Below are 26,110 nucleotides of genomic sequence, written 5' to 3' on the forward strand. Positions count from 1 at the left end.
TATGGGCGGACCGTCACGGCTTGGGCGTGGCGTGCGGTGCGCACGTCACGTCCTTGCTGTCCACCTTGCCCGTCAGGAGGTAGGTGTCGACACGGTCGTTGAGGCACGGGTTGACCAGGTTCGTGATGCCGTGCGAGCCGGCGTCCTTCTCCGTGATCAGACGCGAGCCCTTGAACCGCTTGTGCAGCTCGACGGCACCCTCGTACGGGGTGGCCGCGTCGCGGGTCGACTGCGCGATGAGGACGGGCGGCAGGCCCTTGCCGGTCTTGACCTCGACCGGCTCGTGCTGCTTGCTCTTCCAGGTCGCGCAGGGCAGGTTCATCCAGGCGTTGGACCACGTCATGAACGGGTTGTCGCGGTGGATGCGGGTGTTGTCGCGGTCCCACTTCTTCCAGCTGGTGGGCCACTTGGCGTCCGCGCACTCGACGGCCGTGTAGACGGCGTTGCCGTTCTCCGACGCGATGTTGCCCGCGGTGTCCGAAAGGTCGGGGCTGGCTGCCTCGATCAGCGGCTTGGCGTCACCGGCGACGTACTTGCCGAAGTTCGTCGCGATCTCCACCCAGGCGGAGTCGTAGTACGGAGCGCTCTGGAAGTAGGCGATGAGCTCGGCGGGGCCGACCACTCCGCCCAGGGGTTCCTTCTTCGCGGCGGCACGGAGCTTGTCCCAGTTCTTGGCGACCTTCCCCGCGGTGTCCCCGAGGTGGAAGGTGGCGTCGTACTTGGCGACCCACTTCATCCAGTCCTTGAGGCGGATCTCGAAGGCGATGTCCTGGTCGAGGTTGGCCTCGTACCAGATCTTCTTCTTCGAGGGGTTGACCACCGAGTCGACGACCATGCGGCGCACGTGCGTCGGGAACAGCGTCCCGTAGACCGCGCCGAGGTAGGTGCCGTAGGAGACGCCGAGGAAGTTCAGCTTCTTCTCGCCGAGCGCGGCCCGGATGACGTCCAGGTCACGCGCGGTGTTCGGCGTCGTCATGTGCGGCAGCATGTCGCCGCTGCGCTCGGCGCAGCCGGCCGCGTACTCGGCGGCGAGCTTGCGCTGGGCGCGCTTGTCCGCCTCGGAGTCCGGCACCGGGTCGAGCTTGGGGGCCTTGACGAACTCCTGCGGGTCCACGCAGGAGATGGGCGCCGAGTGGCCCACACCGCGCGGGTCGAAGCCCACGAAGTCGTAGGCCTTCGCCGTCTTCTCCCAGAGCTTGGCCTTGGTGGCCACGCGGTTGGGGAAGCGGAGCCCGGAACCGCCGGGGCCGCCGGGGTTGTAGACGAGCGCGCCCTGGCGCTCCTTCTTCGTCCCGGTGTTGCCGATGTGGTCCACGGCGAGCTTGATCTTCTTGCCGTTGGGCTTGGCGTAATCGACCGGAACGGTCACCCAGCCGCACGTGACGGCCTTCTCCAGACCCCAGTCCGCAGGGCACGCCTGCCAGTCGATGCCGGCCTTGGCGGCACGCTGCGCCGCGAGCGCGACACCGCGTGCCTCCGCGCTGGTGCGCTGGCGGGCGTCAGCGCTGCCGCTGCCCCCGCGAGCGTCGGCATTGGCGACGGGCGCCATGATCGCGCCCGCTATGAGCGAGCCCGTGATGAGCGTGCCCGCGGCGCCGAATGCTGTGGTGCGTCTCAACTGGTTCCTCCCCCTGTCGATTTACCTGTCGATTTTCGAACAGTAGGAGGATCCTGTCGGTCATCGGGTTCAGTGCGACAGACCGGGCAGGGGTTTCTTTACCAATCCGATAGACGGTGCCGGGAACCCCGCTGAGCGGTTATGCCCCTGTTCACGTGAGTGTGCGCAGCGCCCCGTCGAGGGCGCGGCGGACCCGCAGCGCGTCGGGGGCGACGGCGGTGACGAGCACGGCGGGCCCGGCGAGCGGAGTGAGCGCGGCGCCGTCGCCGAGGAGCGCGGGCGCGGGCCGATCCTGCTCGAACTCCGGTCGTACGACGACGAGTTGACCGACCGCACGATGCCCCGCAAGGACGGCCGGACCGTCCCATCCGCCGGGCGATCCGGGCCCGCAGGAGAGTTCCTGATCGAGGAGGAGCCGCCCCGCCCGGCGCACGGTGAGGCGGCTGCTCAGGCGTCCCGCGTCCTCGCCGGTCCGCCCGAGCACCTGCTCCTCCCGCAGCACCAGGCGCGCGCTCCCGGAGAGCTCGGCCCGCGTGGTCACCCGCAGATCGCTGTCGCGTACGGAGATCAACTGCTCCGGCAGCCAGCACAGTTCCGCGTCGTCACCGACGGTGAGCCGCACGTCGTAGCGCGCCGCCGCCTTCGACTGGCCCGGCAGGGCGAGCGTGGCGGCGGCCGAACCGATGTGCAGCCGGGCCCCGTCGTGGGCGGCGGCCTCGACCCTCAGGTGGTCACCCCCGAGAGGGCCGCTCATCGCTCCGACGAGGGTGACGTGCGCGCCCTTTCCCGCCGACCGGGTACGGCGCGGGGCGAGCTGCCCTTCCCCGTCGAGCACGGGCAGGACGGTGCCGCCCCGCCCGTCGCCTCGCGCGGTGATGCGGGCGGTGCCCCGCACCCCCGATGCGGGGACGGTCTGCGTACTCATGCGGACGCGGTCCAGGCGGCGTACTGGGCGCGCACCCAGGCGGCGACGGGTCCGACGCCGTCGTCCGACCTCAACGACTGGAAGACGACCGGAAGTTCGGCGCGCTGGGCCTTGGCGTCCGCGGCCATGCGGGCGAGGTCGGAGCCGACGTGCGGGGCGAGGTCGGTCTTGTTGACGACCAGGAGGTCGGCGGTGCTGACGCCGGGGCCGCCCTTGCGCGGGATGTCGTCGCCGCCGGCGACGTCGATGACGAAGATCTGCGCGTCGACGAGTCCCTTGGAGAAGGTGGCGGTGAGGTTGTCCCCGCCGGACTCGACGAGGATGAGGTCCAGCGGGCCCGTCTCGTCCTCCAGGTCCTCCACGGCCTCCAGGTTGGCGGAGATGTCGTCTCGGATCGCGGTGTGCGGGCACGCGCCGGTCTCCACGGCGGTGATCCGCTCGGGCGGAAGCACGGCCTCGCGCAGCAGGAACTCGGCGTCCTCGCGCGTGTAGATGTCATTCGTGACGACGGCCAGGGACAGCTCGGCCCGCAGCTCCTTGCAGAGCGCGGCGACGGTGGCGGTCTTGCCGGATCCGACCGGCCCGCCGAGCCCGATCCGCAGGGCGCGGCGGCGCCCGTCGGGGCGGTGGGCGTCGGCGCTCACGGCGGTGGACTCGTCGTGGGAGTGATCGAGGTGCATTTTGCGACTCCAGTGGTTCACGGATGGATAGCCCCTCCGGCGTTCGAGGAGCGGGTCTGGGGCGGAGCACCAGCTTCGGGAAGGGGTGGGTGCGGGGAGAAGAACCGCCCCTACGACGCGAACAGCCGCGCCGGCCATGCCGCATGCGCCTCGGCCCCGACCTCCAACAGCGGAGCTGAAGCCGCGGGCAATGCGTCGACCCCGTCTGCCAGGGCCGCGAGGCCCGCCTCCGCCGCCGCCCGCGCGACGAGGTCGAGCTCAGGCGCGAGCCGGGCAAGCACCCCCGTCGCGTCGAACGGGTCCAGGCTCAGCAGCCGCACGGTCGCCGTCGCGGGCCCGCTGACGCACTCGTACGCGGAGCAGTACGCGGCGTCCTCGGCGCCTAGTCCCGCCGCCCGCGCGGCAAGGCCGAGCACGACGGGCTGGTGCGCCCCCTTCGGCCGGGCCGCGGCCAGCTGGTCCAGCGAGGGGTCGGGCCACGCGGCTCGGGCGGCCCGCATCATCTGCCGCCCGAGGCGCCGCCCCGCGACCCGCAGCGCGGCCGACGGCGTCCGCGCGTCGGCGGCCTCGTCAAGATCCAGCGGATCGAGCCCGAGCGCGGCGGCCGCCGCCAGCGAGGCGGAGACGAGGCCCGTCGTGTGCAGCCGCCCCCGGCAGAATTCCGCCAGGTTCGCGGCGCCGGTGATCCGTCCCGCTTTGACAGCTTCCTCGGCCCCGCCGGAGTGGGCGTGCCCTCCGGCGGGGAACCGGCCGTCGGCAAGGACGAGCAGCGCGGCGCTAGACATGACGGTCGACCGGCATCAGAACAACCGCCCATCAGAAGAGGAAGTACCGCTGCGCGAGCGGAAGTTCGGCAGCGGGTGACGGCTCGACGAGCTCGCCGTCGATGGTGACGGCGAAGCTGTCGGGAGCGACCTCCACCCGCGGCAGGGCGTCGTTCTCGCGCATGTCCGCCTTGGAGCGCCCGCGTGTGGAGCGGATCGCGGTGAACTCCTTGGCCAGGCCGAGCCGTTCCGGCAGGCCGTCGTCCAGCGCCGACTGCGTCACGAAGTTGACGGAGTTGAGCCCCGGCGCCGCCCCGCGGGCGCCGAACATGGGCCGCGGGAGCACCGGCTGCGGCGTGGGGATGGAGGCGTTGGCGTCGCCCATCTGCGCGTACGCGATCTGCCCGCCCTTGATGACCAGCTGGGGCTTGACGCCGAAGAACGCGGGGTCCCACAGCACCAGGTCGGCGAGCTTGCCGCTCTCGACCGAGCCGATCTCGTGGTCGACGCCCTGCGCGATCGCGGCGTTGATCGTGTACTTGGCGACATAGCGACGTGCGCGCCGGTTGTCGGCGCGGGTGTCGCCCGGCAGGAAGCCACGCCGCCGCTTCATCACGTGCGCGGTCTGCCAGGTACGCATGACGACCTCGCCGATGCGCCCCATGGCCTGCGAGTCCGACGACATGATCGAGATGGCGCCGATGTCGTGCAGGATGTCCTCGGCCCCGATGGTGGTGGGCCGGATGCGCGACTCGGCGAAGGCGAGGTCCTCGGGGACCGCGGGGTTGAGGTGGTGACAGACCATCAGCATGTCGAGGTGTTCCTCGACGGTGTTGACGGTGTGCGGCCGGGTCGGGTTGGTGGAGCTCGGCAGCATGTTCGGCAGCGACACCGCCGTGATCATGTCCGGTGCGTGCCCACCGCCCGCGCCCTCGACGTGGAAGGCGTGCAGGGTGCGGCCCGCGACGGCGCCGAAGGTGGCGTCGATGAAGCCCGCTTCGTTGAGGGTGTCGGTGTGGACGGCGAGCTGGGCGCCGGTGTCCTCGCAGACGTTCAGGCACGCGTCGATGGTGGCGGGGGTCGCGCCCCAGTCCTCATGGATCTTGAAGCTGACGGCTCCGGCCCGCAGTTGGGCGTGCATGGACTCGCTGGAGACCGTGTTGCCCTTGCCGAGGAAGCCGATGTTGACGGGGCTCGACTCCATCGCCGCGAACATTCGGGCCAGGTGCCAGGAGCCGGGCGTGATCGTGGTCGCCTTGCTGCCTTCGGCCGGCCCCGTGCCGCCGCCGATGAGGGTGGTGACACCGGAGGCGAGCGCCTCGTCGACGATGGTCGGCGAGATGAAGTGGATGTGGGTGTCGATGCCGCCCGCGGTGAGGATCTTGCCGTTGCCCGCGAGGACTTCGGTCTCCGGGCCGATCACGAGATCGGGGTGTACGCCGTCCATCGTGTCCGGGTTGCCGGACTTGCCGATGCCGGTGATGCGGCCGTCCCGTATGCCGATGTCGGCCTTGACTATGCCCCAGTGGTCGATGATCACAGCGCCGGTGATGACGGTGTCGGGGGCTCCTTCGGCGCGCGTCGTGCGCGACTGGCCCATCGACTCGCGGATGACCTTGCCGCCGCCGAAGACCGACTCGTCGCCGGAGCGTCCGGGGCCGCCGGAGCGGTCCTCCTCGATCTCGACGAGGAGATCGGTGTCGGCGAGCCGGATCCGGTCGCCCGTGGTGGGGCCGAACAGGTCGGCGTACGCGGCGCGGGACAGCTCAGGCATCGAGAGGGCCTCCGGTCTCGCCGCGCAGCCCTGGCACGATGCGCAGACCGGCCAGGGGGACGAGTTCGACGTCGACGGGGATTCCGGGCTCGAAGCGCACGGCGGTGCCTGCGGCGATGTTGAGCCGCTTGCCGTGCGCGGCGGCGCGGTCGAAGTCGAGACCGGGGTTGGCCTCGGCGAAGTGGTAGTGGGAGCCGACCTGGACGGGACGGTCGGCGGCGTTGAGGACGGTGAGGGCGGTGACTTCACGGCCCGCGTTGTAGGCGACGGGCTCGTCGGCGAAGAGGATCTCGCCGGGCACGAGGGGCCCTGTGGCGAGCTGCGGGGCGAGCTGTGTGGCGAGCTGTGTGGGGCTCTGCGCGGAACTCATCTGGCCGTCCCCCGTCAGACGATCGGGTCGTGGACGGTGACGAGCTTGGTGCCGTCCGGGAAGGTGGCCTCGACCTGGACGTCGTGGATCATCTCCGGGATGCCGCTCATGACGTCGTCACGGGTGAGCACCTTGCGCCCCGACGACATGAGTTCGGAGACGGTGCGGCCGTCACGGGCGCCTTCGAGGATGTGGGACGTGATGAGCGCGATCGCCTCGGGGTGATTGAGCTGCAGCCCCCGCGCCCTTCGCTTCTCGGCCACGTCCGCGGCCACATGGATGAGCAGTCTCTCCTGCTCGTGCGGGGTCAGTTGCACGCGTCCCACCTCACAGTCCTCGCTCCGGACCGTGCGGGGTCCGGCTGCCGCGGCCACCGCGACGGATATAGATGTAACACACAGGCAACGCGCTGGATCGCGCGCACCCCGGCTACGAAATCCCCTGGTGGCGTGGCATGGCAGGGTAGTTGGGAGGAGTTTCAACGAGGTTAACCAGCGCTTGACCGCTCCATGACCAGCAGCTGGGCTGCCCCATACTCATCAGACCCCGCAGACCGCCCTGCAGCGCCTCGACCGGGACCTCGTCGAACAGCGCCAGCTGCGCGGCGAACCCCTGGGCCGCGGCGACCATCACTCGCGCGACATGGTCGGCCGGGATGTCGTCCCGTATCATGCCCGCCGCCTGATACCCCTCGACGATCTTCACCCAGGCCACGCGCACCTTCGCGTATCCCTCGTTCATCACGGCCGCGAGCTCCTCGTTGCGCAGGGTCTCCGCCCACACCTGGACGATCAGACGCGGGAAGTACGGGGCCTCCCCCTCCCGCACGCCGGTCCTGCGGCCGAGCACCTGGGCCAGCGTTGCTGCCGCCGGGTGCCGGAGGCTCCCTGCTGCGCTCGGTGTCCTTCTTCGACGGCGCGCGCGTCACGGGGCCGCTTCTCACCCTCGCCGCCTGGGCCCTGCTCGGCCTGACGGGCGTGCTGCTCGGCGCGCTCCGCCGCCGCCCTGCCGACCCGGCACGCGACGACGCGCCGACGGTGAGGGAAGCGGCGCCGGTCGCCTGACCCCGCAGCACACGGAGACAGCCGTACGCCCCCGCTGTAGCGGACGGGGGCGTACGGCCATTCAGGTGCTCAATTGCCTTACGGCTACGCCGTGTCGGGGCCGCGGTGCTCGGCGGCGATGCCGAAACGCTGCCGTTCGCCCGCGCCGGGCGCCGGGGACGACGTGGAGCGCAACGACGAGACGGAGCTGACCACCCCTTCCTCGTCCGCTGACGGCAACGCCTCGAGTCGTTCCAGGTCCGCAGCGGAGACGAGGGCCACGAGCGGCTTGCCATGACGGGTGACGACCACTCGCTCACCGCCGTACACGACGCGGTTGATCAGGTCGGCGAGCTCTGCTCGGGCTTGCGTCACCGGAATCTCGTAGGCCATGCTCCCCAGCTTAACCGGCGCCCGGCATGGCCATTCGACCCGCGAACCGGATCCGTCGCAGGTCAGAGGGGCACAGGCCGCTCCCCGCCTTGAGGTGCCGCGGTCGTCACCGATCGCCAGGACCTGGAGTGCATCCCTGCCGAGATTCGGGCGACGGAGGTGGCATTGGCCGCGGACGGGTCAGAGGTGGGGGCGTGCACGGGGCCGTGGAGCCGTTTGGACCGGACCGAGCCCGGTACTGGGGAAGTGGCGGCACGCCGCCCAACCGCTCCCGGGAGGGTTCGGCAGTGAGCCCGCCACCGGCCGCCCGGCGAGGGACCCGCCGGGCGGCCGATTCCGGGGGGAACGGCGGCCTGGCAGGCGTATCCCCGCGCACTTCGCGGCCACCGTCAACGATGAACCGGTGCCCATCGACGTTTCCGCCTTCGGCCCCGATGCCGCCGAGCTCGCGGGCCGGATCGAGGACGGGATCATCGGCACTCCGGGCCCACGAGCAGCTCCCCGGGGAGCTCGCCCGACTCCTGCCCCCGCCGACCCACTTCGAGCAGGCCCGCGAACGGAGGGTTCTTCGACTTCCACCGCACCAAGGTGCTGCCGCCGCTGGCGAGTTGATCCGTACCTCGCCGGTCACCGGCCGGATTCCGGGCGGCGTGCGCGCGACGGCGAGGACTCCAACTGCCGCGCCCCTTCGGCGTGGTCGACGTCGTGCTGGGCGAGGAGCGAGAGGAGTTCCGCGACGGCGAGCCCGGACTCGGCGGGGTGACGCAGGATGGTCCCCGTTTCGATGCGATACGTGTTGGAGCGCCCTTGACGCGTGTGGGAGAGATAACCGCCCTCCTCCAGATCGGAAACGATCTTCTGCACGGCCCGCTCGGTGAGCCGGCAGCGAGCGGCGATGTCCCGAATGCGCGTGGCAGGGTCGTCAGCGATCGCGGCCAGCACACGTGCGTGGTTGGTGAGGAAGGTCCAACCGCTGTGGGGTTCAGGTACTGCAGCCATCACTCCAAGATAGGGCGTTTGATTCGCGCATCCAAAAGGGCGAACAACATTTCAGGTATCTCTTGACGTGTGTGCCTCCTCCGCCCGACGCTGGGTGAGGTGATGACGCCAGGACGCCTACGGAGTGGCCGCCATGACAGAACGTGCACTTCCCACTCAGCTCGCGGAGGACAGTGCAGCCACGCGCTTCATGTCCTCGTACCCGCCGGGCGAGGGCGAAGGGCAACTGCTGCCGATCGAACCTCCCCTCGACGGTGACCTGGTGGCCGTGTCGGACGCCGCCGCCGAGCAGGACCCGCGCGTCGAACTCGGTCAGCTGCGGCGGGCCATGGAGACGCGTCCCGTCATCGACATGGCGCGCGGAATCCTGATGGCCTCCTTCGGCCTGAGCGCCGATGACGCGTGGAGCGTGCTGGTCTCGATCTCCCAGAACACGAACACCAAGCTGCATCTCGTGTCCGACGAACTGGTCAGTGCCGTCACGGGAGGGAAGATCCCGAAGGCGTTCCGACAGCAATTGGCCACGGCGATCGCCCAGCTTCGGGTGGCACCTGCGGCAGCGAGTACCGAGGAGGAATGAGCCTGACGGGGCCTCCTCCTCGTCCGGACCGGACCCGGCCGGGAGGGGGTGAACTCCACCCCCGAGGTGAGGCGTTGATGGAGTGGATGACAGGCGCGCTCTGCGCGCGAGCCGACCCCGACCTGTTCTTCGCCGTCAGCGCGGCCGGCTCCGCGCTGCGCGAGGAGCTGGCCGCCAAACGGATCTGCGTGCGCTGTCCTGTGCTACGGCCCTGCCTCGCCTGGGCCCTCGACAGCGGCCAGGCCCACGGCGTCTGGGGCGGGACCAACGCGGAGGAGCGTGCGGCGCTGCGCCGACGGCAGAGCGTCGGCACCGGCACGCCTCGCGCCCGTCCCAGCGCCGCGGAGCACTGATTCAGCGCCGCGGGGCTCAGTGCCCCAGGGCCGCGATCCGCAGCGGCACCGGGTGGGCGGCGCGCACAGCGGCCTCGCCCTGGCTGAACTCCGCCCACCACGCCCCGCCGTCCTCCATGTGGCGCAGGAGCACGCCTTCACGGATGGCCCAGGGACAGAGGGTGACCGTCTTGACGCCCGTCAGCTTCATCGCCGTGTGCCCCACGATCGCCCCGGCCAGGCTCTGCGCGGCCCGCGGCGCCGAGACCCCCGGCAGGTCGGCACGCTCGGCGGCCGGCAGGGCGGCGAGCCGGTCACGGCAGTGGCGCAGGTCCGCCCGGCTCAACTGCCGTGCCATGAAAGGCCCGTGGCGGCCAGGGGCGGCGCCACCGAGCCGGGCAAGCTGCTGAAACGTCCGGGACGTCGCCACGGCGGTGCGCGGCCCCTCCCAGCGGATGCGTGCGGCGACGTCCCGCAGCTGGTGACGCACCTTGCGCCGCAGCGCCTTCACGCTCTGTTCGGTCGGCGGGTCCTCGCCGTCGAAGAACTCCCGGGTCAGCCGGCGCGCGCCGAGGGGCAGCGAGGCCACGTAGTCCGGCAGCCGTCCGCGTCCGAAGGCGACCTCCAGCGAGCCGCCGCCGATGTCGAACAGGGCCAGCGGCCCGGCCCGCCAGCCCATCCACCGTCGGGCGCCGAGGAAGGTGAGTTCGGCCTCCACCTCTCCGGGCAGCGTGCACAGCCGTACGCCGGTCTCCTCGCCGATCGTCTCCAGCACGTCCAGCCGGTTGGGCGCGCTGCGGACGACCGTCGTGGCGAAGGCGAGGGGCTCCGCCGCCCCCCATCTCCGGGCGGTCCCGGCCGCCTCGGCCACCGCCGTGACAAGCTGCCCCAGCGAGTCTTCGGGGATCACCCCGCTCGGGCCGACCTCCTCAGAGAGTCTCACCTTCCACTTGGCGGTGTGGACCGGCAACGGCACACCGTCCTCCGCGTCCACCACGACCAGCCGGACCGCATTCGACCCCACGTCCATCACACTCATCCGCATGTGACTCTGAGTACCCAACTGGCCTGAGCTCAGTCACTCTGATTGACCTTGAGGGGACCAGGGAACTCGTGATCCATGACCGTCGATCACGCCCGAGCCCCCGTACTCGAAGCCCTGGCCGACCACCGCAGACAGGGCCGCATCGCTTTCACGCCCCCGGGCCACAAACAGGCCCGGGGCGCCGATCCACTGGTGCGTGAGGTGCTGGGCGACGCCGTCTTTCACGGCGACCTCCTCGCCTCCGGGAGCCTCGACGACCGTCTAGGCCGCGGCCAGGTCCTCGAACGGGCCGAGCGGCTGATGGCCGACGCCGTGCACGCGTCGCACACCTTCTTCTCCACGTGCGGCAGCTCCCTGTCGGTCAAGGCGGCGATGCTCTCGGCCGCGGGCCCGCACGAGAAACTGCTCATCGGGCGCGACGCGCACAAGTCCGTCGTATCGGCGCTGGTCCTCTCCGGGATCCGGCCGGTCTGGGTCGATCCCTCCTGGGACCCCGAGCGGCATCTGGCACACCCTCCAACGGCCGAGGCCTACGCCGAGGCGTTCACCGCCCATCCCGACGCGAAGGGCGCCCTGGTCACCAGCCCCACTCCGTACGGCAGCTGCGCCGACCTGCGGGGCATCGCGGATGTCTGCCACCGCCGCTCCCGGCCGCTCATCGTGGACGAGGCCTGGGGCGCGCATCTGCCGTTCCACCCCGACCTGCCGTCCTGGGCGATGGACGCGGGCGCCGACATCTGTGTGACCAGCATCCACAAGATGGGCAGCGGCCTGGAGCAGGGTTCCGTCTTCCATCTCCAGGGCGAGCTGATCGACCCGACGGTGCTGAAGTCCCGGGCGGACCTGTTCGGCACCACGAGCCCGTCCGTGCTCATCTACGCCGGCCTCGACGGCTGGCGCCGCCAGATGGCTCTGCGCGGCAAGGAGCTGATGGGGGCCGCCCTGGATCTGGCGGCCGACGTCCGGGCCGCGATCGAGGAGATCGACGGGCTGCATGTGAACGACCGCGACGACTTCTGCGGGCCCGCCGCCGACTTCGACCCGCTGCCGGTCGTCATCGACGTGAGCGGGTTGGGCACCTCGGGATTCCGGGCCGCGGACTGGCTGCGCGAGCACCGCTCGGTCGAGGCTCACCTGGCCGACCACCGCCGCATCAGCACCCAGCTCACCCACGCCGACGACCGGGAGACGACGGACGAACTCCTGGCCTCCCTACGCGCCCTGGCCCACGCCGCTCCCGGACTGCGTCCGGTACCGGAGGTGGAGGTCCCCTCCCCCACCGCGCTGCGGCTTGCCCAGGTCGATCTGCCCCGCGACGCCTACTTCGGGCCCACTGTCGACGTGCCGGTGGCCGAGGCGGCGGGGCGCGTGGCGGCCGAGATGCTGACGCCGTACCCACCGGGCATCCCCGCGGCCCTGCCCGGCGAACGTCTCACCGAGCCGGTGCTGCGCTATCTGCGCACCGGGAAGACGGCCGGGATGAACCTGCCGGACGCCGCGGACCCCGGCCTCGACACCGTGCGGGTCGTGCGGGACACGGCCCGCTAGTCCGCCGGGCAACAAATCCCAACAAAGAAACCGGGCAACAGACCCCGACAAAGAAAGTGAGCAACCATGCGTATCGCATTTCTGATGGCGCCCGAGGGCGTCGAGCAGATCGAACTCACCGACCCCTGGAAGGCGGTGACCGACGCGGGCGGCGAGCCCGTCCTCGTGTCGACGGAGCCGGGCCGCATCCAGGCCTTCGACCATCTCGACAAGGCCGACACGTTTCCCGTGGACAAGGTCGTCGGCGAGGTGTCGCCCGATTCCTTCGACGGCCTCGTCCTTCCGGGCGGCGTGGCCAATCCTGACGCGCTGCGCCTCGACGAGGGGGCCGTGTCCTTCGTACGCGGCTTCTTCGACACCGGCCGTCCGGTGGCCGCGATCTGCCACGCCCCGTGGATCCTCGTCGAGGCGGACGTCGTGTCGGGACGGGGGCTCACCTCGTTCCCGAGCGTCCGTACGGACATCCGCAACGCGGGCGGCACCTGGGTCGACGAGCAGGTGAAGGTATGCCACGACGGACCCAACACGCTGATCACCAGCCGCAAGCCGGACGACCTGAAGGCGTTCTGCGACGCGTTCATGAAGGAGTTCGCGAAGTCGGCCGCTTCCGGCGGCTAATCCCTCGGAAGCAGCGGCCCCAGCGGCCCGAGGTCCAGATTCAGGTCCTCGGGCCGCAGGCCGTAGCGCTCGCGCAGCTCGGCCATGCGGTCGTCAAGGAGCATCAGCGTGAGCCCGATGCGCTCCTCCTGGTCCTCGTCGAGCTCCCCGGTGTCGAACCGGCGCACGGCCTGCCGCTCCATGAGCTGGCGCAGCAGTTCCACGACGGTCAGGACGAGCTTGATCAGGTCGCGTTCCACGGTGTCCGGTTCGAGCTCCAAGCGGTTCTTCCCTGCTGCCCGCTCCTGCCCCTGCTCGCGCTCGCGCTCACTCACAGCAACTCCTCGAAGGGCGAGGGAACTTGCTCGTTCACCGAGCTGATGAGCGCGTTCAGGTCGATGCGGACGAGATCGACGTCCGCGATGCGCAGAGTGAGGTCCCCGGAGATGACGACCCCGCCCGCGAGGAGCCGGTCGAGCAGGTCTACCAGGGCGACCTCCCGGCGTTCGATGACGGTCACGGTCCCACCTCCCCCGCCAGGCCGTCGGCCGTGTCGCCCCCTCCGGCCTCCACCTCAGCCTCCACGCCGGCGAAGGAGTACGCGGCCCACGGTCCGGTGAGCTCCACGCGCATGCCGGGATCCTGGCCCTGCACGCCTTCCACCAGTTCCACGAAGGCCTCCGAGTCCGCACGTGACACCAGATAGGCCGCATTGTGTACGTTGCGGCCCGATTCCTTGGAGAGCGCGGAGTTCTGAGGGGCGTGCAGCCGGGCGTCCTCCGCCCGCTCGCAGAGCGTGTCGTGCAGCCGGTGCGCGAACTTCTCCGCGCTCTCCCACATCTCTTCGTGCGCCCTGTTGCGCTGTCGCCGCTGGCGCAGGTAATCCCGGCCCGACGCGGGCTTCTCCGGCTCGGCCGCCGGGCGTGCGGCCTGCGCGTCGGAGTAGATCTTGACGCCCCATTCCACGCGGCCGTCGAGCCGGTCGAGCGTGCGCCGGAAGGAGTCCTCCCGCGCCTCCATCATGGCGCGCACCCCGGCGTCGTCACGGAACACGGTCGCCAGCCGCAGCGGCAGCGGCGTGGTTACCGCGGTGAGCGCGTCGATCACGGCCTGGTGGGCACGTGCGGTCGCGCTCAGCCAGTCCAGGTCCTCCAGATGGCGCCGGAGCGATTCCTCGGCGAAGTCCCGCTCCTGCACGGTGCCGACCACCGCGATCAGGCCGTGGTGGGACAGCTGACCGGGGGGCACGCCGTCCACTCCGGTCACCTGCGCCTGGAGCGCCGCGTCGAAGGGCCGGCAGATCGCGTAGACGTACCGCAGTCCACTCATGTGCTTTCCTCCGCCTTGCTCTGCGCTGTCTTGCTCTGCTCCGTCTTGCTCTGCGCTGTCTTGCTCTGCTCCGACTTGTCGCTCCTCGTCCTGCCTCGCTCCGCCTCGCCCGTCCTGCCCTGCTCCAGTTCGGCGACATGGGCACGCAACTCGGCGTTCTCACGCGTGAGTTCGTCGCGACGCGCCCGGGTGGACAGCGCGGGGTCGTCCTCCCACCAGTCGATCCCCATCTCCTTCGCCTTGTCGACGGAGGCGACGATCAGCCGCAGCTTGATGGTGAGCAGTTCGATGTCGAGCAGGTTGATCCGGATGTCACCGGCGATCACGATCCCCTTGTCGAGCACGCGCTCCAGGATGTCGGCGAGGTTCGCACCGCCGCCCTGTCCATACGGCTCCGGCATCCGGCTGGGCATGGTCATCGGCGACTCCCGCTCGTCGCGGGCTCTTCTTCGTACTTCTCGTCCTCTACTCCCTCGTCATCCTCGTCATACTTCGCCTCGCCCTCGTCCTCGTCCTCCTCGAACTTCGCTTCGTCCTCGCCCTCGTCTTCCTCGTCCTCGTAGGACTCCTCGGGCTGCTCCTCTTCGTCCTCGTAGGACTCTTCAGGCTGCCCCTCGTCATCGCGCTCGTACTCGTCCTCCGCGACGTCCTCCGCTTCGCCCTCGGCCTGCTCCTGCTCCTCCGCGAGCGCGTCCTCGTGGCTGTGGACGACTTCGCCGTCGCGGATCTCACCGCGCCAGCCGTCCTCCGCCTCACCCTTGATGGTGATGAACCGCGCGAAGTTCTTCAGGTCGAGCCGGGCCCGGCGGCCCTGAGCGCGCCAGATGTTGCCCGTCTTCTCGAAGAGACCCTGCGGGTAGTACTCCAGGACCAGCAGGACGCGCGTGAGGTTCTCGGCCAGCGAGTGGAAGGAGACGACACCCTTCGTCGTGCCCTTCGCACCCTCCGAGGTCCACGCGATCCGGTCGTCCGCGACCTGTTCGGTGGTGTGTGCCTTCCAACTCCGGTTGGACCAGAAGACCTTGGCCTGCCAGTCGGAGGTGGTGTCGTCGGCGCGGTTCGCGCTCTTGACGCCCTTGGCGAAGGTGCTGAAATCCTGGTACTGGGTCCACTGGTCGTACGCCGTGCGCAGCGGCACGCCCACGTCGATGAACTCCATGATGACCGTGGGCTTCTTGCCTGCCCCGCCCTTGCGGCGGCCCTTGCCTCCGGTCATGTTCTTGAAGGCACCGATCACACTGTCCTTGGCCCGGCCTGCGCCGACCTCCACGGCGGACCGCAGCGGCCCCTTACCCTCGGCCATCTTGCGGCCGCCGTCGAGGGCGAGCTTGGCGAAGCCAGGACTGTTGCCCTCGGCGATGTCGTTGAGCTTGCCCGTCGTCTCGCCGAGCTTGTGGCCCACACCGACGAGCAGCCGCTGGGCCTGGGCGCCGAGATACTCCTGGACCTCTGCCTTCAGCCGGTCGGCGGCCTCGCTCTGCGCGATGCCGGCGAGCGGATTGTCCTTCGCCTTGTCCGTCCCGGACTTCAGGGTGTCACTCATCGCGGCCCCCCTCCTTCGGCAGCCGGGCCCCGGTGGCGCGGCGCGCGGAGCTCTTCGCCGCGGCCCGGGCGGGGGCCTTCTTCGCCGCCTTCTTCGCAGGGCTCTTCTGCGCCGCCGTCTTCCTTGCGGTGCTCTTCTTGGCCGCCGCCTTCTTCGGGGCGGCCTTCTTCGCGGGAGCCTGCTTCCTCGACCGCGGCCTTTCGTCGGGCTCCTCCTCGGACTCCTCGTCCACGGACTCCTCACGGTCCCGCTCGTCCCGACGGCCTTGCTCGTCCTCGTCGTCGTACTCCTCGTACGCGTCGTCGGGCTCTTCCGAGTCCTCATCGCGACCGCGACCCGGCATGTCCGGCTTCACGCCCGCGAGCTGGTCGCGCACATCCGCCGTCCGACCGTGCAGCCGGTCGGCAAGTCCCGAGATCTGCCGCTCGACCAGCGCCCCGGTGGCGGCCTTGCCCACGCCGCGCAGGTCCCCGCGCAGCTGGTCGCCTATCTCCTTGAACTGCGGGTTGTTCTGCAGCTGTTGCGACAGAAGATCGCCCAGGGCACGCGGGCTCAGGTTCATCCGCTTGCCGGCCACCATGGTGCCGACCGCGAACGCCAGCTTCATCTTCTTCGTACGCCCGAGGACGTATCCAGCCCCTACGGCGAGGCCCATTCCCAGTCGATTCATCATGTGGTCCCGTTGTCGGTTCCCGCGCCGCCGCGCAGGCCAATTTCCAGTCGGTCGAGCAACTCGTCCTCCAAGCGGTCGAATTCCTCCTCTCCGAGCTCGCCCGACTCGAGCCGCTGCTCGAGAAGGGCGAGTTCGGACCGGACGGTGGCCGGGTCGTAGTACAGCCGCTCGGCCTCGGCGAGTACCTGGCTCACCGCCCAGAGGCCGCCGCGCACCGGGGCGAACGGCAGCATCAGTACTTCGCCGATCAGACCCATCGGTTACTCGCCGCCCGCCTGCGAGGACGCGGACTCCGCAGTGGCTCCGGTCGGCTCGGAGGGGCCGGGCTCGACGAAGCTGTAGGGCGGCAGCGGGCCGTTGACGCGCAGCTCGATGTGCGGATGACCCTTGCGGACCTCATCGACGGCGGCGAGGAACACCGCGGACGAGTCGCGCTCCACCAGGAACGACAGGTTGGCCAGCCATCCGGTGGACTCGGGGCCCACACTGACGGCGTGCGCGGCAGGCTCCAGAGTGCGGTGCAGTTCCACCGCGTCCTCGGCCTCGCGGGCCTGGAGCGCGGCCACCACCATCTCGCCGAGCTGCAGCTTCTGTTCGTAACTTCCGCCACCCGCCTGGCGGTTGGCCTCGGCCAGTGCCTGCACCTCGGGGTTGTCGGCCATCACGCGGTGCAGGGCGGCCTGCTCCTCGTGGCTCGCCTTGACGTTGTACTCGACCTTGCCGGCCAGCGTCGCGAGCCGCTCGCGGTAGTGCTCGGCGCGTTCGGCGAGCACGCTCGTGACGGACGCGTCGTCCGGGGCGACATTGCCGAACCGCATGGGAAGGACCGGGCCCGCCGCGCCTGCCTCGTTCAGCACGTTCTGGTGGGCCAGCAGGTCGTGGCGCTTGGCGCGCAGCGACTCGGGCGCCTCACTGACGATCGCCGCCAAGTCGCCTTCCTTGACGATGCGCACGGGGCGAGAGGGCTTCCCTACGCCGTCCATGCCTTCGGGCAGTGCCGGGTGTGTACTCGCGGCGATGCCGTAGACGTACGTGCTCATTCCTGCTCCTCCTTCCTGCGCGCGGACGTGCTCTTACGGGCGCGCGGACGGGACTCCGACTGACCCTCTTCACGGGACTGCTTGAACGCGTCGGAAATGGTCTCGGCGGCACCGGACAGCGCGCCCTTGGACTTGCCGCGCGCGCCGGACTCGGTCATCTCGCCCACCAGGTCGGGGAGACCGGGGTCCTTGCGCGGTCCCGCCTCCAAGTCGAGGCGGTTGCACGCCTCGGCGAAGCGCAGATACGTGTCCACGCTGGCTATGACCACACGTACGTCGATCTTCAGGATCTCGATGCCGACGAGCGAGACACGCACGAAGGCGTCAATGACGAGGCCACGGTCGAGAACGAGCTCCAGGACGTCGTAGAGGCCACTGGTGCCGCCCGATCCACCGGATTGCTGTGCAGGGACAACGGTCATGACGACCGGCCCTCCTTATCTGGGGAGTCTGTTGGAAAATCCGCGGAAAACCCGCGCGACGGGTTCGCTACCGGCCGCCGGCCTTCTGACCGTCGGCCCGACCGCGTTCGTAGCGGCGGATGCGCCGGTAGCCAAGGAGCTCGCCCTGCGGGTCGCACTCCACCTGGTAGCTCGCGAGGAGACTCATCGTGTCCGGCACCCGGGTGAGTTCCAGGACCTCGATCTCCAGCGTCCAGCCGTCCTCGGTCTGCTCGAAGGACGACACGGACTCGGCGACCATCCCGGTCAGCTCGGCGAGCTGGGTGCGTGCGGTGCGCAGCACCTCCATGGGGCCCGGGCGGCGCTGCGTCCCGCCGCTTTCCGCGTTTTCGGTTGAACTGCGCGAGTTCTGCGAACTCGCCTTTTTCTTCTCTGGATCCGACGATGTGTTCAATATGGCCACCTCTTCTTCACGAGTGGCCCGTAATTCGTTGGCCAAACATCTCTCTTGAGGTGTCGCGGCTCACTGGCCCCAGCGGTGCGGCACCTCGGGCTCCGTGCCCCCCGGGTGCGTCGCGTCCACGGTCGGCGGCACGGTCGGCGGTGCGGGCGCCTGCGGTGTCACGGGCGGAGGGGCCATGGATGGCTCCCGGTCCACGGAAGGACGGGCCGCGCCGCGCAACAGGAAGGCCACGACACCGAGGACCACCGCGGTGATCAGCGCGGCCGCCCAGTCGGGCAGCCCCAGAGCCAGCGCGAGGCCGAGAGCGAGCGCAAGCGCGGCGCCCGCGTAGAGGCCGACGGCCCCCGCACCGGCGTACAGCGCGGCCTTGCGGCGCTGCTTGCGCGTCTGCTCCTTCAGCTCGTCGCGTACGGCCTCGCGGGCCGCGTGCGTCAGTTCATCGATGAGTCTCTTGTCCAGATGCTCCAAACGATCCATGGCGCCCGAGTACCCGGCCGCCGGGACGCGTAACGCTCCGCTCCGGCCTGCGTTCGCCGTGCCGGGTCGCTTGTTCAAAAGCGTGACCGATCTGCAGAACCCGTAGGTCGCCGCGGTGCGGCCCGACGATCTGCAGCCCGACCGGCAGTCCGCCGGGGGTGAATCCGGCGGGCACGGACAGGGCCGGGCTGCCGGTCGCGGACACCAGGTACGCCGAGCGCATCCAGTCCAGATAGTCCGCCATGGGCACCCCGTCGACCTTGTCCGGATACTCCAAATCAATGGGGAACGGGGGGACTTGACTGGTGGGCAGGACCAGCGCGTCGTACCGCTCGAAGAACTCCCGCACCCGGTGGAACAGTTGACCGTGCAGCACGGTGGCCCGCTCCAGGTCGATGCCGGTGAGTGTGCTCCCTTGTCGTATATTCCGGACCAGGCTGGGTTTGATCCGTTCGGTCGCGGTCTTCAGCAGGCCGCCGAGCGCCAGATGGAACTGCCAGGCGCGGAAGGTGCGGAACACCTCGTCGGCGCCGGACAGATCGGGGCACGCTTCCTCGACCGCGCACCCCATGTCGGCGAAGGCCGTGACCGCGGGCGCGAGCACGTCCCTGACCTCACGGTCGACCGGCACCGCCCCTCCCAGGTCCGGCGACCAGGCGATCCGCAGCCTTCCCAAGTCCCGGTCAAGCGACCCACCGAACGCGCTTCCCGGCGTCTCGAGGGCGATCGGTGAGCGCGGGTCGGGCCCGGCGACGACGGACAGCAGCAGGGCCGCGTCGGCGACCGTGCGGGCCATCGGCCCCTGCACGGTCATCGTCGACCAGGGCGCGGTGTCCGGCCAGCTCGGCACCCGGCCCGGCGAGGGGCGCAGGCCCACCACGTTGCAGAACGACGCCGGGTTGCGCAGCGAACCGCCCATGTCGCTGCCGTCGGCCAGAGGATGCATGCCGCACGCGAGCGCCGCCGCCGCTCCCCCGCTGCTGCCGCCCGCCGACCGCTGAGGGTCGTACGGATTGCGGGTGGCCCCGAAGAGCGGGTTGACGGTGTGCGAACCGGCGGCGAACTCGGGCACGTTGGTCTTACCGATGGTGATCGCCCCGGCGGCGCGGATGCGTTCGACGATCAACTCGTCCCTGTCCGGGACGTTGCCGGCGAGGAGCGGCGTCCCATAGGTGGTCCGGACGCCGCGGGTGTCGTGGGTGTCCTTGTGGGCGACGGGCAACCCGTGCAGCGGGCCGAGCGGCTCGCCGCGCGCGGCGGCCTCGTCGGCGGTGCGCGCCTCGTCGAGGGCGCGCTCCGCCACCAGGGTCACCACCGCGTTCACGGAACCGTTGACCTGCTCGATCCGCTCCAGGTGCGCCTGGACGACCTCGCGGGCCGACAGCTCCCGGGTGCGGATTCCGGCGGCGAGTTCACGGGCGGTGAGGTGGACGAGCTGGGCTTCGGGGCTCATTGGACGACACCTTCGGCTCGGGATGGGAGATCACGACGATGCGGAGCATGCCCACGTCGTCGCGCCATCTCACCCGAACGTTACGTACGTCCTGTACATTTTTTACAGGAGCCTTGGGGAGCAGCCGACCCCGGCAGAGGAGAGACGTGCCATGAACCGACCGTTCGCCCGCTATGTCCTGCCCGAGTTCACCGAGCGCACCAGCACGGGGCAGCGGACCCTCGACCCGTACTCGAAGCTCCTCGAGGAGCGCATCGTCTTCCTGGGGACGCCGATCGACGACACGTCGGCCAACGACGTGATGGCACAGTTCATGCACCTCGAATATCTGGCGCCCGACCGCGACATCGCGCTCTACATCAACTCCCCCGGCGGCTCGTTCAGCGCGATGACCGCGATCTACGACACGATCCGGTTCGTCTCCTGCGACGTGGAGACGACGTGCCTGGGGCAGGCAGCGTCGTCGGCCGCCGTCCTGCTGGCCGCGGGGACGCCCGGCAAGCGGTTCGCGCTGCCCGGCGCCCGGGTGCTGATCCACCAGCCCTCGCTCGCCGAGCCGGTCCACGGCCAGACCTCCGACCTGGCGATCCAAGCCGACGAACTCCTGCGCACCCGCGCGCAACTGGAGAGGCTGCTCGTCCAACACACGGGCCAGAGCGCGGAACGCGTCTCGGCCGACATCGAACGGGACAAGATCCTCAGCGCGACCGAGGCAGTTGACTACGGCCTGGTGGACCGGATCATCGCGAGCCGCAAGTCGTCCCTCCGCACCCCGGGCGCGGGGTGAAGCGCCGATGCTGCCACCCGAACTTCCTCCGCTGCCCGCGCTCACCCGCGCCGAGGGCGAGTTGATCGACCGGTACCTCGAAGTGATCGACCTGGTGGGCCGGATCAACCCCGCCCGCGCCTCGGACACCTACGGCGGGCTGCGCGCCGCCCAGGCCCTGGTCGGCAGCGCGACCGCCCTGCGGGACGCGCTGACGCTCATGCACCAGCGGGGAGAGAGCGCCGTGCACGCAGCGACGTTGGCACGGGCTCTGCGGGTCCTCGACGGGGAGCGGCGGGCCGGGCGGGTCACCGTTCCGCCTCCGACAGCGTCCTGAGCACCCGTCATCCAGCGGCCCGGAGTCCGATGCGTCCCGGGCCGATCTCAAACGAACCAAACGGGCTACCTCGTTCGGCGTAGACAATCGTCGTTATTCGGGCCGTCTGCAGTTGCGTCAGATGTGTACGCGGGGGCCGGAATTACTTGTTCCGGTGCTGGTCGAACGATCGTCGGGTGCCGTTCCCGGACCCCGAATCCGACCTTGTCCACCCGAACGGTTCAGCCGTGAGGAGCCTCACAAAACGCCGTTTCGGCTCGGAATTCGCGCCCTTGACGGGTCAAGATCCCTTTCGACGACAAGCCCCCGCCGCAGCGGCGGGGCGGTCCGGGCGGACGCCGAGTCCTGCCGCCGCCCGGATGACCGGTCGACATCGGTGCATTGGCAGGAGTGGAGGACCCAGGCATGACGGGTCGGTCCGGAAAGTCCGGACGCAGGCCCTTGGGGTGAAGCCGCACATCGCGGCCGGGCAACTTTGTCAGCCCGAATCCGACAGGTCATCCTTCACAGGCGGTTGACGAAGGGTTGCGCATGACCGCGCTGAATCATGTTCCGTCGCTGCTCACCAGGGCCGGTTCCGTATCGGCCCTCACGCTCGCCGTCGTAGGCGGCACGCTCGTGGCCCCAGGGCTCACGTCGGAGGCAGAGGCGGCGACTCACGGGACGAAGGCGCTCAAGATCGCCGCCTCCAAGAAAGGCTCCCCGTACGGCTACGGAGCGACGGGGCCGAACCGGTTCGACTGCTCGGGCCTGACCCAGTACTCGTTCAAGCGCGCGGGCAAGAAACTGCCGCGCACCGCCGGACAGCAGTACAACAAGACCCGCCATGTCTCCGCGTCCAACCGCACCCGCGGTGACCTGGTCTTCTTCCACTCCGGCCGGAACGTCTACCACGTCGGCATTTACGCCGGCAAGGGCCGGATCTGGCACGCTCCCAAGTCGAACACCGTGGTGCGGCTCGAGAAGATCTGGACGAAGAGCGTCTCCTACGGCCGGGTGCGCTGATGGCCCGTCACTGACCGCCGGTCACCGGCCCGTCCGGGGGCGGTGGCGGCGGCCGCACGGCCGCCCGCCACCGCTCGCCCGGCCCTCCGCTCGGCGTGCCCGCCAGGCGTGGGGCACCTCGACGCGGATACTCGTGCGCCATGGCCGAAAACAACAGTCCCTCCACCGCAGGCGAGCCGCCACGCAACGAGACGCGCTTCGAACGCGCCGATCGCAACTTCGCGGAGATCCTCCAGGAACTGCGGGTCACGCAGGCCGGGGTGCAGATCCTCTTCGCGTTCCTGCTGACGCTCGCTTTCACCGAGCGCTTCCCCTCGCTCGACACGGTGCAGCGCGCCACCTACGTGACCACGCTGCTGCTCGCCGTCCTCGCCGCGGCGTTGTTCACCGCTCCGGCCGCCGTGCACAGGTCGCTGTTCGGGCAGCGCGCCAAGCCGCTGATCGTGCGGGTGTCGTCCCGCCTCGCCGGCGTCGGTCTGGGGGTCCTGGTGTTCGCGGTCTCCGGCGCCGTGCTGCTGGTCGTCGACGTGGCGGTGGGCAGGACCGGAGGGATCATCGCGAGCGCGGGCACGCTGGTGGTGTGCGCCGGCCTGTGGGGCCTGCTCCCCCTCCTGGTGCGCGGCGCGGCGGACAAGGGCGAGGACGGGAGTGGGGGCGACGAGGGCACGGAATCGGACACGTCGCGCGGCGTCAGGCCAGCAGGGCCTCGGTGAGGAGCACCAGGCCGAGCACGCTGAGCGCGACGCCCGTGCCGCCCTCGATGGCACGGGCCGTGCGCGGCCTGCGCAGCCACCGCCCGAGCCGGTCGACCAGGAGGGCGACGACCGGGAACCACACCAGGGCGAGGGCCACGATGATGGACGCGAGCAGCAGGGTCCTCGGCATCGCGGGGCTGCCCGCGGGCACGAACTGGGGCAGCACGCTGAGGAAGGTGATGGGCGCCTTGGGGTTGAGGGCGTTGGTGAAGAAGCCCTGCCGCAGGCTGCCCCCGGCCGCCGCCTGCTCCGCGCCGTCCCGCGCACCGAAGCTCTCGAGCGGACGCGCCGCCGACCGCAGCGCGCGGTAGCCGAGGTACAGCACGTAGGCCCCACCCGCGGCCTGCAACGCCCGGAACAGCGTGGGAACCGCCGCGAGGACCGCCGCGACCCCGGCCACCGCGAGCGCCGTGTGCACCAGGAGCCCGCCCGCGACACCGACCGCGCAGATGACCCCGGCACGGCGGGAGGCGAGGGCGTTGCGCACCACGACGGCGAAGTCGGCGCCCGGCATGGCGACCATGCCCGCGGCGACCCCGGTGAAGGCGACCAGTTGTGCGTCCATGGCTTCCAGCCTGCCGTTCTTCTGCCTTCAGCAGGTATGTGCAATATCCTGGGTCTGCCTTAAGCAGGCCTTTAGCCCCACGACGACGGACCGCTCCAGCGCCCGTCGGCTCCTGTACCGGGAGAGACCATGTACGACCCGACGCGGCTCGCCGCACTGGTGGCGGTCTCCGAGGCCGGGTCGATCACCCGCGCAGCCGAGCGCCTCGGCTACACCGTGCCCGCCCTCTCCCAGCAGCTGGCCAAGCTCGAGCGGGAGGCGGGCACCGCGCTCCTGGTCCGGCATCACCGCGGGGCGCGTCTGACCGGCGCGGGTGAGCTGCTGCTCGCGCGGGCCCGCCGGGTCCTGGACGAGATGGAGCAGGCCCGGCACGAACTGGCCCGTCTCGCGGGTCTTTCCGGCGGCAGGCTGCGCGTGGGCACCTTCACCACCGCCGGGATCCATCTGGTGCCGCCCGCGCTGACGGCGTTCCGCCGCGCACATCCGGACATCGATCTGACGGTACGGGGCTATGAACCGCCGCTCGGCGTCGCGGCCGTGGCGGCGGGCGAGGTCGACCTCGCCCTCACGCATACGTACGAGCCTGCGGATCCGGTGCCGCTGCCCGCGTCCGTGACGGCGGAGCCGATCCTGGTGGAGGAACTGGTCCTGGTGACCGCGCCTGGGCACGCACTCGCGAACTCCCCCTCACGGCTGCCCCTGACCGAACTCGCCGGGCAGCCGCTCATCAGCATGGCGCCGACGCATCCGCCCCGGCAGGGCGTGGAGTCCGCGCTGGCGCGGGCCGGCGCGACGCCCGCGGTCCTGGTCGAGACTCCGGGCTACGCGCTGGTGTGCGCGCTGGTCAGCGCCGGGCTCGGCGTCGCCGTCGTACCGGAGATGGTGGCGCGGACGGCTGCGACGCCGGTGGGGATGCGGCCGCTGGAGCCGGGCAGCCTGCGCCGCACGATCTCCGTCGTCCACCGCACCGACGAGTCGCATCCGGCGGCGGACACCTTCCGGGCCCTGCTCCGGGGGGCCTTCGGACGCTCAGCGGGGTGAGGGCGAGGCCGAGGGTGCCGTTGCCTCACCGCGGACCGGCGCGGTCCACGGCAGCGCGATCCAGACCGTCTTGCCGCCCTCCGCTGTGGGGGTGACCGACAGCCTGCCGCCGCACTCCGTGGTGAGCCAGCGGATGATCACCAGGCCGCGGCCGTTGTCCTGCTGGACGGCCGCGGGCAGCCGCTTGGGGTAGCGCGGGTGGCTGTCGGTGACGCCGATGCGCAGCTGTTCGTCCCGGTCGAGCTCGATGTCCACCCGGAAGGTGGGCGACTGGCCCCGGGTGTGCTGGACGGCGTTCGTGGCGAGTTCGGAGACGATGAGCCGGACCGTGTCGGCCGCTTCGGTCTCGCCCGGCAGGCCCCACTCGGCAAGGACGCTCAAGACGTATTTCCGGGCCGCGGAGACCGAGGCAGGATCGCTCGGCAGGGTGACGGATGCTTCCTGAAGGTCTGCCATGGCGACGTTGTCCCTTTCCCACCGGGCTCGGCTCCGACTCGTAGCGGAAGTAACGAGGACAGTCCCGGAATGGTGCTTCGCGCCAGCCTGCCACTCTTGGGCCCCTCACAGGTGGCCATCCACCAGGATGTGCATATATCTGTCGCTCGAAGCGGTGAACTCTGCTACGAGAGACCGTATTTGGGCGCGAGGTCGGCGCTTCCTCTACTGTCGCCCCTGAGCGGCCCTGGGAAGGCCGAATAGGAACGCTCCGTCGGGAAGGAGACGGACATGCGGTACGGTCCCGCGGTGCGCCGTCGGAAACTCGGCGCCGAACTGCGCGCGCTGCGCGCGCACGCCGGGCTCACCAGTGGCCAGGCGGCGGACCGGGTCGGGTGGCATCAGTCGAAGGTCAGCCGGATCGAGACGGGGCGTAGCAGCGTCAAGGCGGCCGACGTAGGACTGCTGCTCGATGCGTACGAGGTGCGGGACCCCCAACTCCGCCAGTTGCTGGTGGCATTGGCGGGCTCGGACGACGACGTTGGTCGCCGCCACTGGTGGCACGCCTATCGCGAGCTGCTGCCGCCCGCCTACCGCGACTTCATCAGTCTGGAGTCACAGGCCTGTCGGATGCGCACCCTGGAGACCACCGTCGTGCCGGGCCTGTTGCAGACGCCGGACTACGCGCGTGCGGTGACGCGGGCCGCGCTCGACGGACTGCCGGACGAGCAGGTGGACACGCTGGTGGAGGTGCGTCTGGCCCGTCAGGACGTGCTGCGCACGGCTCCCCCGCTGCGATTGAGCGTGATCCTTGACGAGGCGGTGCTGCACCGGCCGGTGGGCGGCAGCCAGGTGCTCGCTGGTCAGTTGAAGCGGTTACTGGAAGCCGGACAGTTGCCCCATGTACGACTTCAGGTGCTGCCATTCGCCGCCGGAGAGCATGTGGGACTCATCGGGTCTTTCGTTATCTTCTCATTTCCGAACATTGCTGATCTGGATGTGGTTGTTCTCGACCACTTGACGAGTAGCCTCTACCTCGAACGGAAAGAAGACCTCCAGGCATACACGGAGGCCTTCAACTCCCTTCAGGGAAAGGCGCTTTCACCCGAGGAATCAACGGAACACATCGCCGGGATACGTGACGGCGCGTAAGGGGGCA

General features: G+C 70.3%; 36 protein-coding genes and 1 riboswitch. Of the genes, 11 read left to right on the top strand and 25 right to left on the bottom strand.

The features are described 5' to 3' along the window. Positions 1-13 precede the first annotated feature (13 nt). The 8 genes from ACZ5WE_RS23600 to ACZ5WE_RS23635 form a co-directional block, all read right to left on the bottom strand. Positions 14-1,618 (bottom strand): alpha/beta hydrolase, encoded by a 1,605-nt coding sequence (locus ACZ5WE_RS23600; RefSeq protein WP_467691915.1) that lies wholly within the window; start codon positions 1,616-1,618, stop codon positions 14-16. A gap of 151 nt (positions 1,619-1,769) precedes the next feature. Beyond that, positions 1,770-2,543, bottom strand: a complete 774-nt coding sequence (locus ACZ5WE_RS23605; protein WP_467691917.1) for an urease accessory protein UreD — start codon at positions 2,541-2,543, stop codon at positions 1,770-1,772. Then, positions 2,540-3,223, bottom strand: a complete 684-nt coding sequence (gene ureG, locus ACZ5WE_RS23610) for an urease accessory protein UreG (protein WP_467691919.1) — start codon at positions 3,221-3,223, stop codon at positions 2,540-2,542. The genes ACZ5WE_RS23605 and ureG overlap by 4 nt, the downstream gene beginning before the upstream one ends. 110 nt (positions 3,224-3,333) lie before the next feature. Beyond that, positions 3,334-4,008: an urease accessory protein UreF gene (locus ACZ5WE_RS23615; protein WP_467691920.1), complete on the bottom strand. Its 675-nt coding sequence runs from the start codon at positions 4,006-4,008 to the stop codon at positions 3,334-3,336. Positions 4,009-4,039: 31 nt separating this feature from the next. Next, positions 4,040-5,761, bottom strand: a complete 1,722-nt coding sequence (locus ACZ5WE_RS23620) for an urease subunit alpha (protein ID WP_467691922.1) — start codon at positions 5,759-5,761, stop codon at positions 4,040-4,042. Next, on the bottom strand, positions 5,754-6,131 hold the full coding sequence (locus tag ACZ5WE_RS23625) for an urease subunit beta (RefSeq protein WP_467691923.1): 378 nt from the start codon (positions 6,129-6,131) through the stop codon (positions 5,754-5,756). Before ACZ5WE_RS23625 ends, ACZ5WE_RS23620 begins: the two co-directional genes overlap by 8 nt. Before the next feature lie 14 nt (positions 6,132-6,145). Further along, entirely contained in the window at positions 6,146-6,448 is a 303-nt protein-coding gene (locus ACZ5WE_RS23630) for an urease subunit gamma (RefSeq protein ID WP_467692328.1), read from the bottom strand. Between the two features lie 112 nt (positions 6,449-6,560). Beyond that, complete coding sequence (locus ACZ5WE_RS23635; RefSeq protein WP_467691925.1) at positions 6,561-6,980, bottom strand: TetR family transcriptional regulator C-terminal domain-containing protein; 420 nt, start codon at positions 6,978-6,980, stop codon at positions 6,561-6,563. Positions 6,981-7,030: 50 nt separating this feature from the next. Between ACZ5WE_RS23635 and ACZ5WE_RS23640 the strand changes: the two genes are divergently transcribed. Next, positions 7,031-7,195 (top strand): hypothetical protein, encoded by a 165-nt coding sequence (locus ACZ5WE_RS23640; RefSeq protein WP_467691927.1) that lies wholly within the window; start codon positions 7,031-7,033, stop codon positions 7,193-7,195. 84 nt (positions 7,196-7,279) lie between these two features. On the opposite strand, the gene ACZ5WE_RS23645 is transcribed toward ACZ5WE_RS23640, so the two are convergent. Both ACZ5WE_RS23645 and ACZ5WE_RS23650 read right to left on the bottom strand, forming a co-directional pair. Further along, positions 7,280-7,567 (bottom strand): type II toxin-antitoxin system Phd/YefM family antitoxin, encoded by a 288-nt coding sequence (locus ACZ5WE_RS23645; RefSeq protein WP_467691928.1) that lies wholly within the window; start codon positions 7,565-7,567, stop codon positions 7,280-7,282. Positions 7,568-8,194: 627 nt separating this feature from the next. Then, positions 8,195-8,566: a helix-turn-helix transcriptional regulator gene (locus ACZ5WE_RS23650; RefSeq protein ID WP_467691930.1), complete on the bottom strand. Its 372-nt coding sequence runs from the start codon at positions 8,564-8,566 to the stop codon at positions 8,195-8,197. A 133-nt stretch (positions 8,567-8,699) separates the two neighbouring features. On the opposite strand from ACZ5WE_RS23650, the gene ACZ5WE_RS23655 reads away from it, so the two are divergent. After that, on the top strand, positions 8,700-9,146 hold the full coding sequence (locus tag ACZ5WE_RS23655) for an ANTAR domain-containing protein (protein ID WP_467691931.1): 447 nt from the start codon (positions 8,700-8,702) through the stop codon (positions 9,144-9,146). 77 nt (positions 9,147-9,223) lie between these two features. Continuing rightward, positions 9,224-9,499, top strand: a complete 276-nt coding sequence (locus tag ACZ5WE_RS23660) for a WhiB family transcriptional regulator (RefSeq protein WP_467691933.1) — start codon at positions 9,224-9,226, stop codon at positions 9,497-9,499. 16 nt (positions 9,500-9,515) lie between these two features. Here the strand turns inward: ACZ5WE_RS23660 and ACZ5WE_RS23665 are convergent, their stop codons facing one another. Continuing rightward, entirely contained in the window at positions 9,516-10,523 is a 1,008-nt protein-coding gene (locus ACZ5WE_RS23665) for a Ppx/GppA family phosphatase (RefSeq protein ID WP_467691935.1), read from the bottom strand. A 75-nt stretch (positions 10,524-10,598) separates the two neighbouring features. Here ACZ5WE_RS23665 and ACZ5WE_RS23670 point away from each other — a divergent pair, with 75 nt between their 5' ends. Beyond that, positions 10,599-12,071, top strand: coding sequence for an aminotransferase class I/II-fold pyridoxal phosphate-dependent enzyme (locus tag ACZ5WE_RS23670; protein ID WP_467691936.1), 1,473 nt, complete (start codon positions 10,599-10,601; stop codon positions 12,069-12,071). Positions 12,072-12,137: 66 nt separating this feature from the next. Next, entirely contained in the window at positions 12,138-12,689 is a 552-nt protein-coding gene (locus ACZ5WE_RS23675) for a type 1 glutamine amidotransferase domain-containing protein (protein WP_467691937.1), read from the top strand. Here ACZ5WE_RS23675 and ACZ5WE_RS23680 read toward each other — a convergent pair. The 12 genes from ACZ5WE_RS23680 to ACZ5WE_RS23735 all read right to left on the bottom strand — a co-directional run bounded on the left by ACZ5WE_RS23680 (position 12,686) and on the right by ACZ5WE_RS23735 (position 20,047). Further along, positions 12,686-13,003 carry a gas vesicle protein K gene (locus tag ACZ5WE_RS23680; RefSeq protein WP_467691938.1) on the bottom strand — a complete coding sequence of 106 codons (318 nt, stop codon included), beginning with the start codon at positions 13,001-13,003 and terminating at the stop codon, positions 12,686-12,688. The genes ACZ5WE_RS23675 and ACZ5WE_RS23680 overlap by 4 nt on opposite strands. Further along, on the bottom strand, positions 13,000-13,188 hold the full coding sequence (locus tag ACZ5WE_RS23685) for a gas vesicle protein (protein WP_367047438.1): 189 nt from the start codon (positions 13,186-13,188) through the stop codon (positions 13,000-13,002). Before ACZ5WE_RS23685 ends, ACZ5WE_RS23680 begins: the two co-directional genes overlap by 4 nt. Continuing rightward, positions 13,185-13,997, bottom strand: a complete 813-nt coding sequence (locus ACZ5WE_RS23690) for a GvpL/GvpF family gas vesicle protein (protein WP_467691940.1) — start codon at positions 13,995-13,997, stop codon at positions 13,185-13,187. Before ACZ5WE_RS23690 ends, ACZ5WE_RS23685 begins: the two co-directional genes overlap by 4 nt. Next, complete coding sequence (locus tag ACZ5WE_RS23695) at positions 13,994-14,416, bottom strand: gas vesicle protein (protein ID WP_467691942.1); 423 nt, start codon at positions 14,414-14,416, stop codon at positions 13,994-13,996. The genes ACZ5WE_RS23690 and ACZ5WE_RS23695 overlap by 4 nt, the downstream gene beginning before the upstream one ends. Next, positions 14,413-15,540 carry an SRPBCC family protein gene (locus ACZ5WE_RS23700; protein WP_467691943.1) on the bottom strand — a complete coding sequence of 376 codons (1,128 nt, stop codon included), beginning with the start codon at positions 15,538-15,540 and terminating at the stop codon, positions 14,413-14,415. Before ACZ5WE_RS23700 ends, ACZ5WE_RS23695 begins: the two co-directional genes overlap by 4 nt. After that, complete coding sequence (locus ACZ5WE_RS23705; protein WP_467692330.1) at positions 15,533-16,210, bottom strand: DNA primase; 678 nt, start codon at positions 16,208-16,210, stop codon at positions 15,533-15,535. Before ACZ5WE_RS23705 ends, ACZ5WE_RS23700 begins: the two co-directional genes overlap by 8 nt. Next, positions 16,210-16,470 (bottom strand): gas vesicle protein GvpG, encoded by a 261-nt coding sequence (locus tag ACZ5WE_RS23710; RefSeq protein WP_467691944.1) that lies wholly within the window; start codon positions 16,468-16,470, stop codon positions 16,210-16,212. Before ACZ5WE_RS23710 ends, ACZ5WE_RS23705 begins: the two co-directional genes overlap by 1 nt. 3 nt (positions 16,471-16,473) lie before the next feature. Further along, the gene (locus tag ACZ5WE_RS23715; protein WP_467691945.1) at positions 16,474-17,253 is read right to left on the bottom strand and encodes a GvpL/GvpF family gas vesicle protein; all 780 of its coding nucleotides are present in this window, start codon (positions 17,251-17,253) and stop codon (positions 16,474-16,476) included. Then, positions 17,250-17,675 carry a gas vesicle structural protein GvpA gene (locus ACZ5WE_RS23720; RefSeq protein WP_467691947.1) on the bottom strand — a complete coding sequence of 142 codons (426 nt, stop codon included), beginning with the start codon at positions 17,673-17,675 and terminating at the stop codon, positions 17,250-17,252. The genes ACZ5WE_RS23715 and ACZ5WE_RS23720 overlap by 4 nt, the downstream gene beginning before the upstream one ends. A gap of 67 nt (positions 17,676-17,742) precedes the next feature. Next, positions 17,743-18,111, bottom strand: a complete 369-nt coding sequence (locus tag ACZ5WE_RS23725) for a gas vesicle protein GvpO (RefSeq protein WP_467692332.1) — start codon at positions 18,109-18,111, stop codon at positions 17,743-17,745. A gap of 66 nt (positions 18,112-18,177) precedes the next feature. Continuing rightward, entirely contained in the window at positions 18,178-18,594 is a 417-nt protein-coding gene (locus ACZ5WE_RS23730; protein ID WP_467691949.1) for a phage holin family protein, read from the bottom strand. Beyond that, positions 18,554-20,047, bottom strand: coding sequence for an amidase (locus ACZ5WE_RS23735; protein ID WP_467691950.1), 1,494 nt, complete (start codon positions 20,045-20,047; stop codon positions 18,554-18,556). Before ACZ5WE_RS23735 ends, ACZ5WE_RS23730 begins: the two co-directional genes overlap by 41 nt. A 151-nt stretch (positions 20,048-20,198) precedes the next feature. Here ACZ5WE_RS23735 and ACZ5WE_RS23740 point away from each other — a divergent pair, with 151 nt between their 5' ends. From ACZ5WE_RS23740 to ACZ5WE_RS23755, 4 genes are all read left to right on the top strand, one after another. After that, a complete protein-coding gene (locus ACZ5WE_RS23740; protein ID WP_467691952.1) occupies positions 20,199-20,834 on the top strand; it encodes an ATP-dependent Clp protease proteolytic subunit in 636 nt (211 codons plus the stop codon). A gap of 7 nt (positions 20,835-20,841) precedes the next feature. Beyond that, positions 20,842-21,150 (top strand): hypothetical protein, encoded by a 309-nt coding sequence (locus tag ACZ5WE_RS23745; protein WP_467691954.1) that lies wholly within the window; start codon positions 20,842-20,844, stop codon positions 21,148-21,150. 355 nt (positions 21,151-21,505) lie between these two features. Then, a riboswitch (cyclic di-AMP (ydaO/yuaA leader) is annotated at positions 21,506-21,678 on the top strand. Between the two features lie 3 nt (positions 21,679-21,681). Further along, positions 21,682-22,155, top strand: a complete 474-nt coding sequence (locus tag ACZ5WE_RS23750) for a C40 family peptidase (protein ID WP_467691956.1) — start codon at positions 21,682-21,684, stop codon at positions 22,153-22,155. 140 nt (positions 22,156-22,295) lie between these two features. Further along, on the top strand, positions 22,296-22,868 hold the full coding sequence (locus tag ACZ5WE_RS23755) for a DUF6328 family protein (RefSeq protein ID WP_467691958.1): 573 nt from the start codon (positions 22,296-22,298) through the stop codon (positions 22,866-22,868). Here the strand turns inward: ACZ5WE_RS23755 and ACZ5WE_RS23760 are convergent. Next, positions 22,846-23,475, bottom strand: coding sequence for a LysE family translocator (locus tag ACZ5WE_RS23760; RefSeq protein WP_467691960.1), 630 nt, complete (start codon positions 23,473-23,475; stop codon positions 22,846-22,848). The two genes, ACZ5WE_RS23755 and ACZ5WE_RS23760, sit on opposite strands and share 23 nt — an antisense overlap. A 129-nt stretch (positions 23,476-23,604) precedes the next feature. Between ACZ5WE_RS23760 and ACZ5WE_RS23765 the strand changes: the two genes are divergently transcribed. After that, on the top strand, positions 23,605-24,516 hold the full coding sequence (locus ACZ5WE_RS23765; RefSeq protein ID WP_467691962.1) for a LysR family transcriptional regulator: 912 nt from the start codon (positions 23,605-23,607) through the stop codon (positions 24,514-24,516). Here ACZ5WE_RS23765 and ACZ5WE_RS23770 read toward each other — a convergent pair. Further along, positions 24,505-24,972 (bottom strand): ATP-binding protein, encoded by a 468-nt coding sequence (locus ACZ5WE_RS23770; RefSeq protein WP_467691964.1) that lies wholly within the window; start codon positions 24,970-24,972, stop codon positions 24,505-24,507. The genes ACZ5WE_RS23765 and ACZ5WE_RS23770 overlap by 12 nt on opposite strands. 270 nt (positions 24,973-25,242) lie before the next feature. Between ACZ5WE_RS23770 and ACZ5WE_RS23775 the strand changes: the two genes are divergently transcribed. Then, complete coding sequence (locus tag ACZ5WE_RS23775) at positions 25,243-26,103, top strand: helix-turn-helix domain-containing protein (protein WP_467691966.1); 861 nt, start codon at positions 25,243-25,245, stop codon at positions 26,101-26,103. The last annotated feature ends 7 nt before the right edge of the window (positions 26,104-26,110 follow it).

The organism is Streptomyces sp. NPDC033180 (assembly GCF_055577645.1).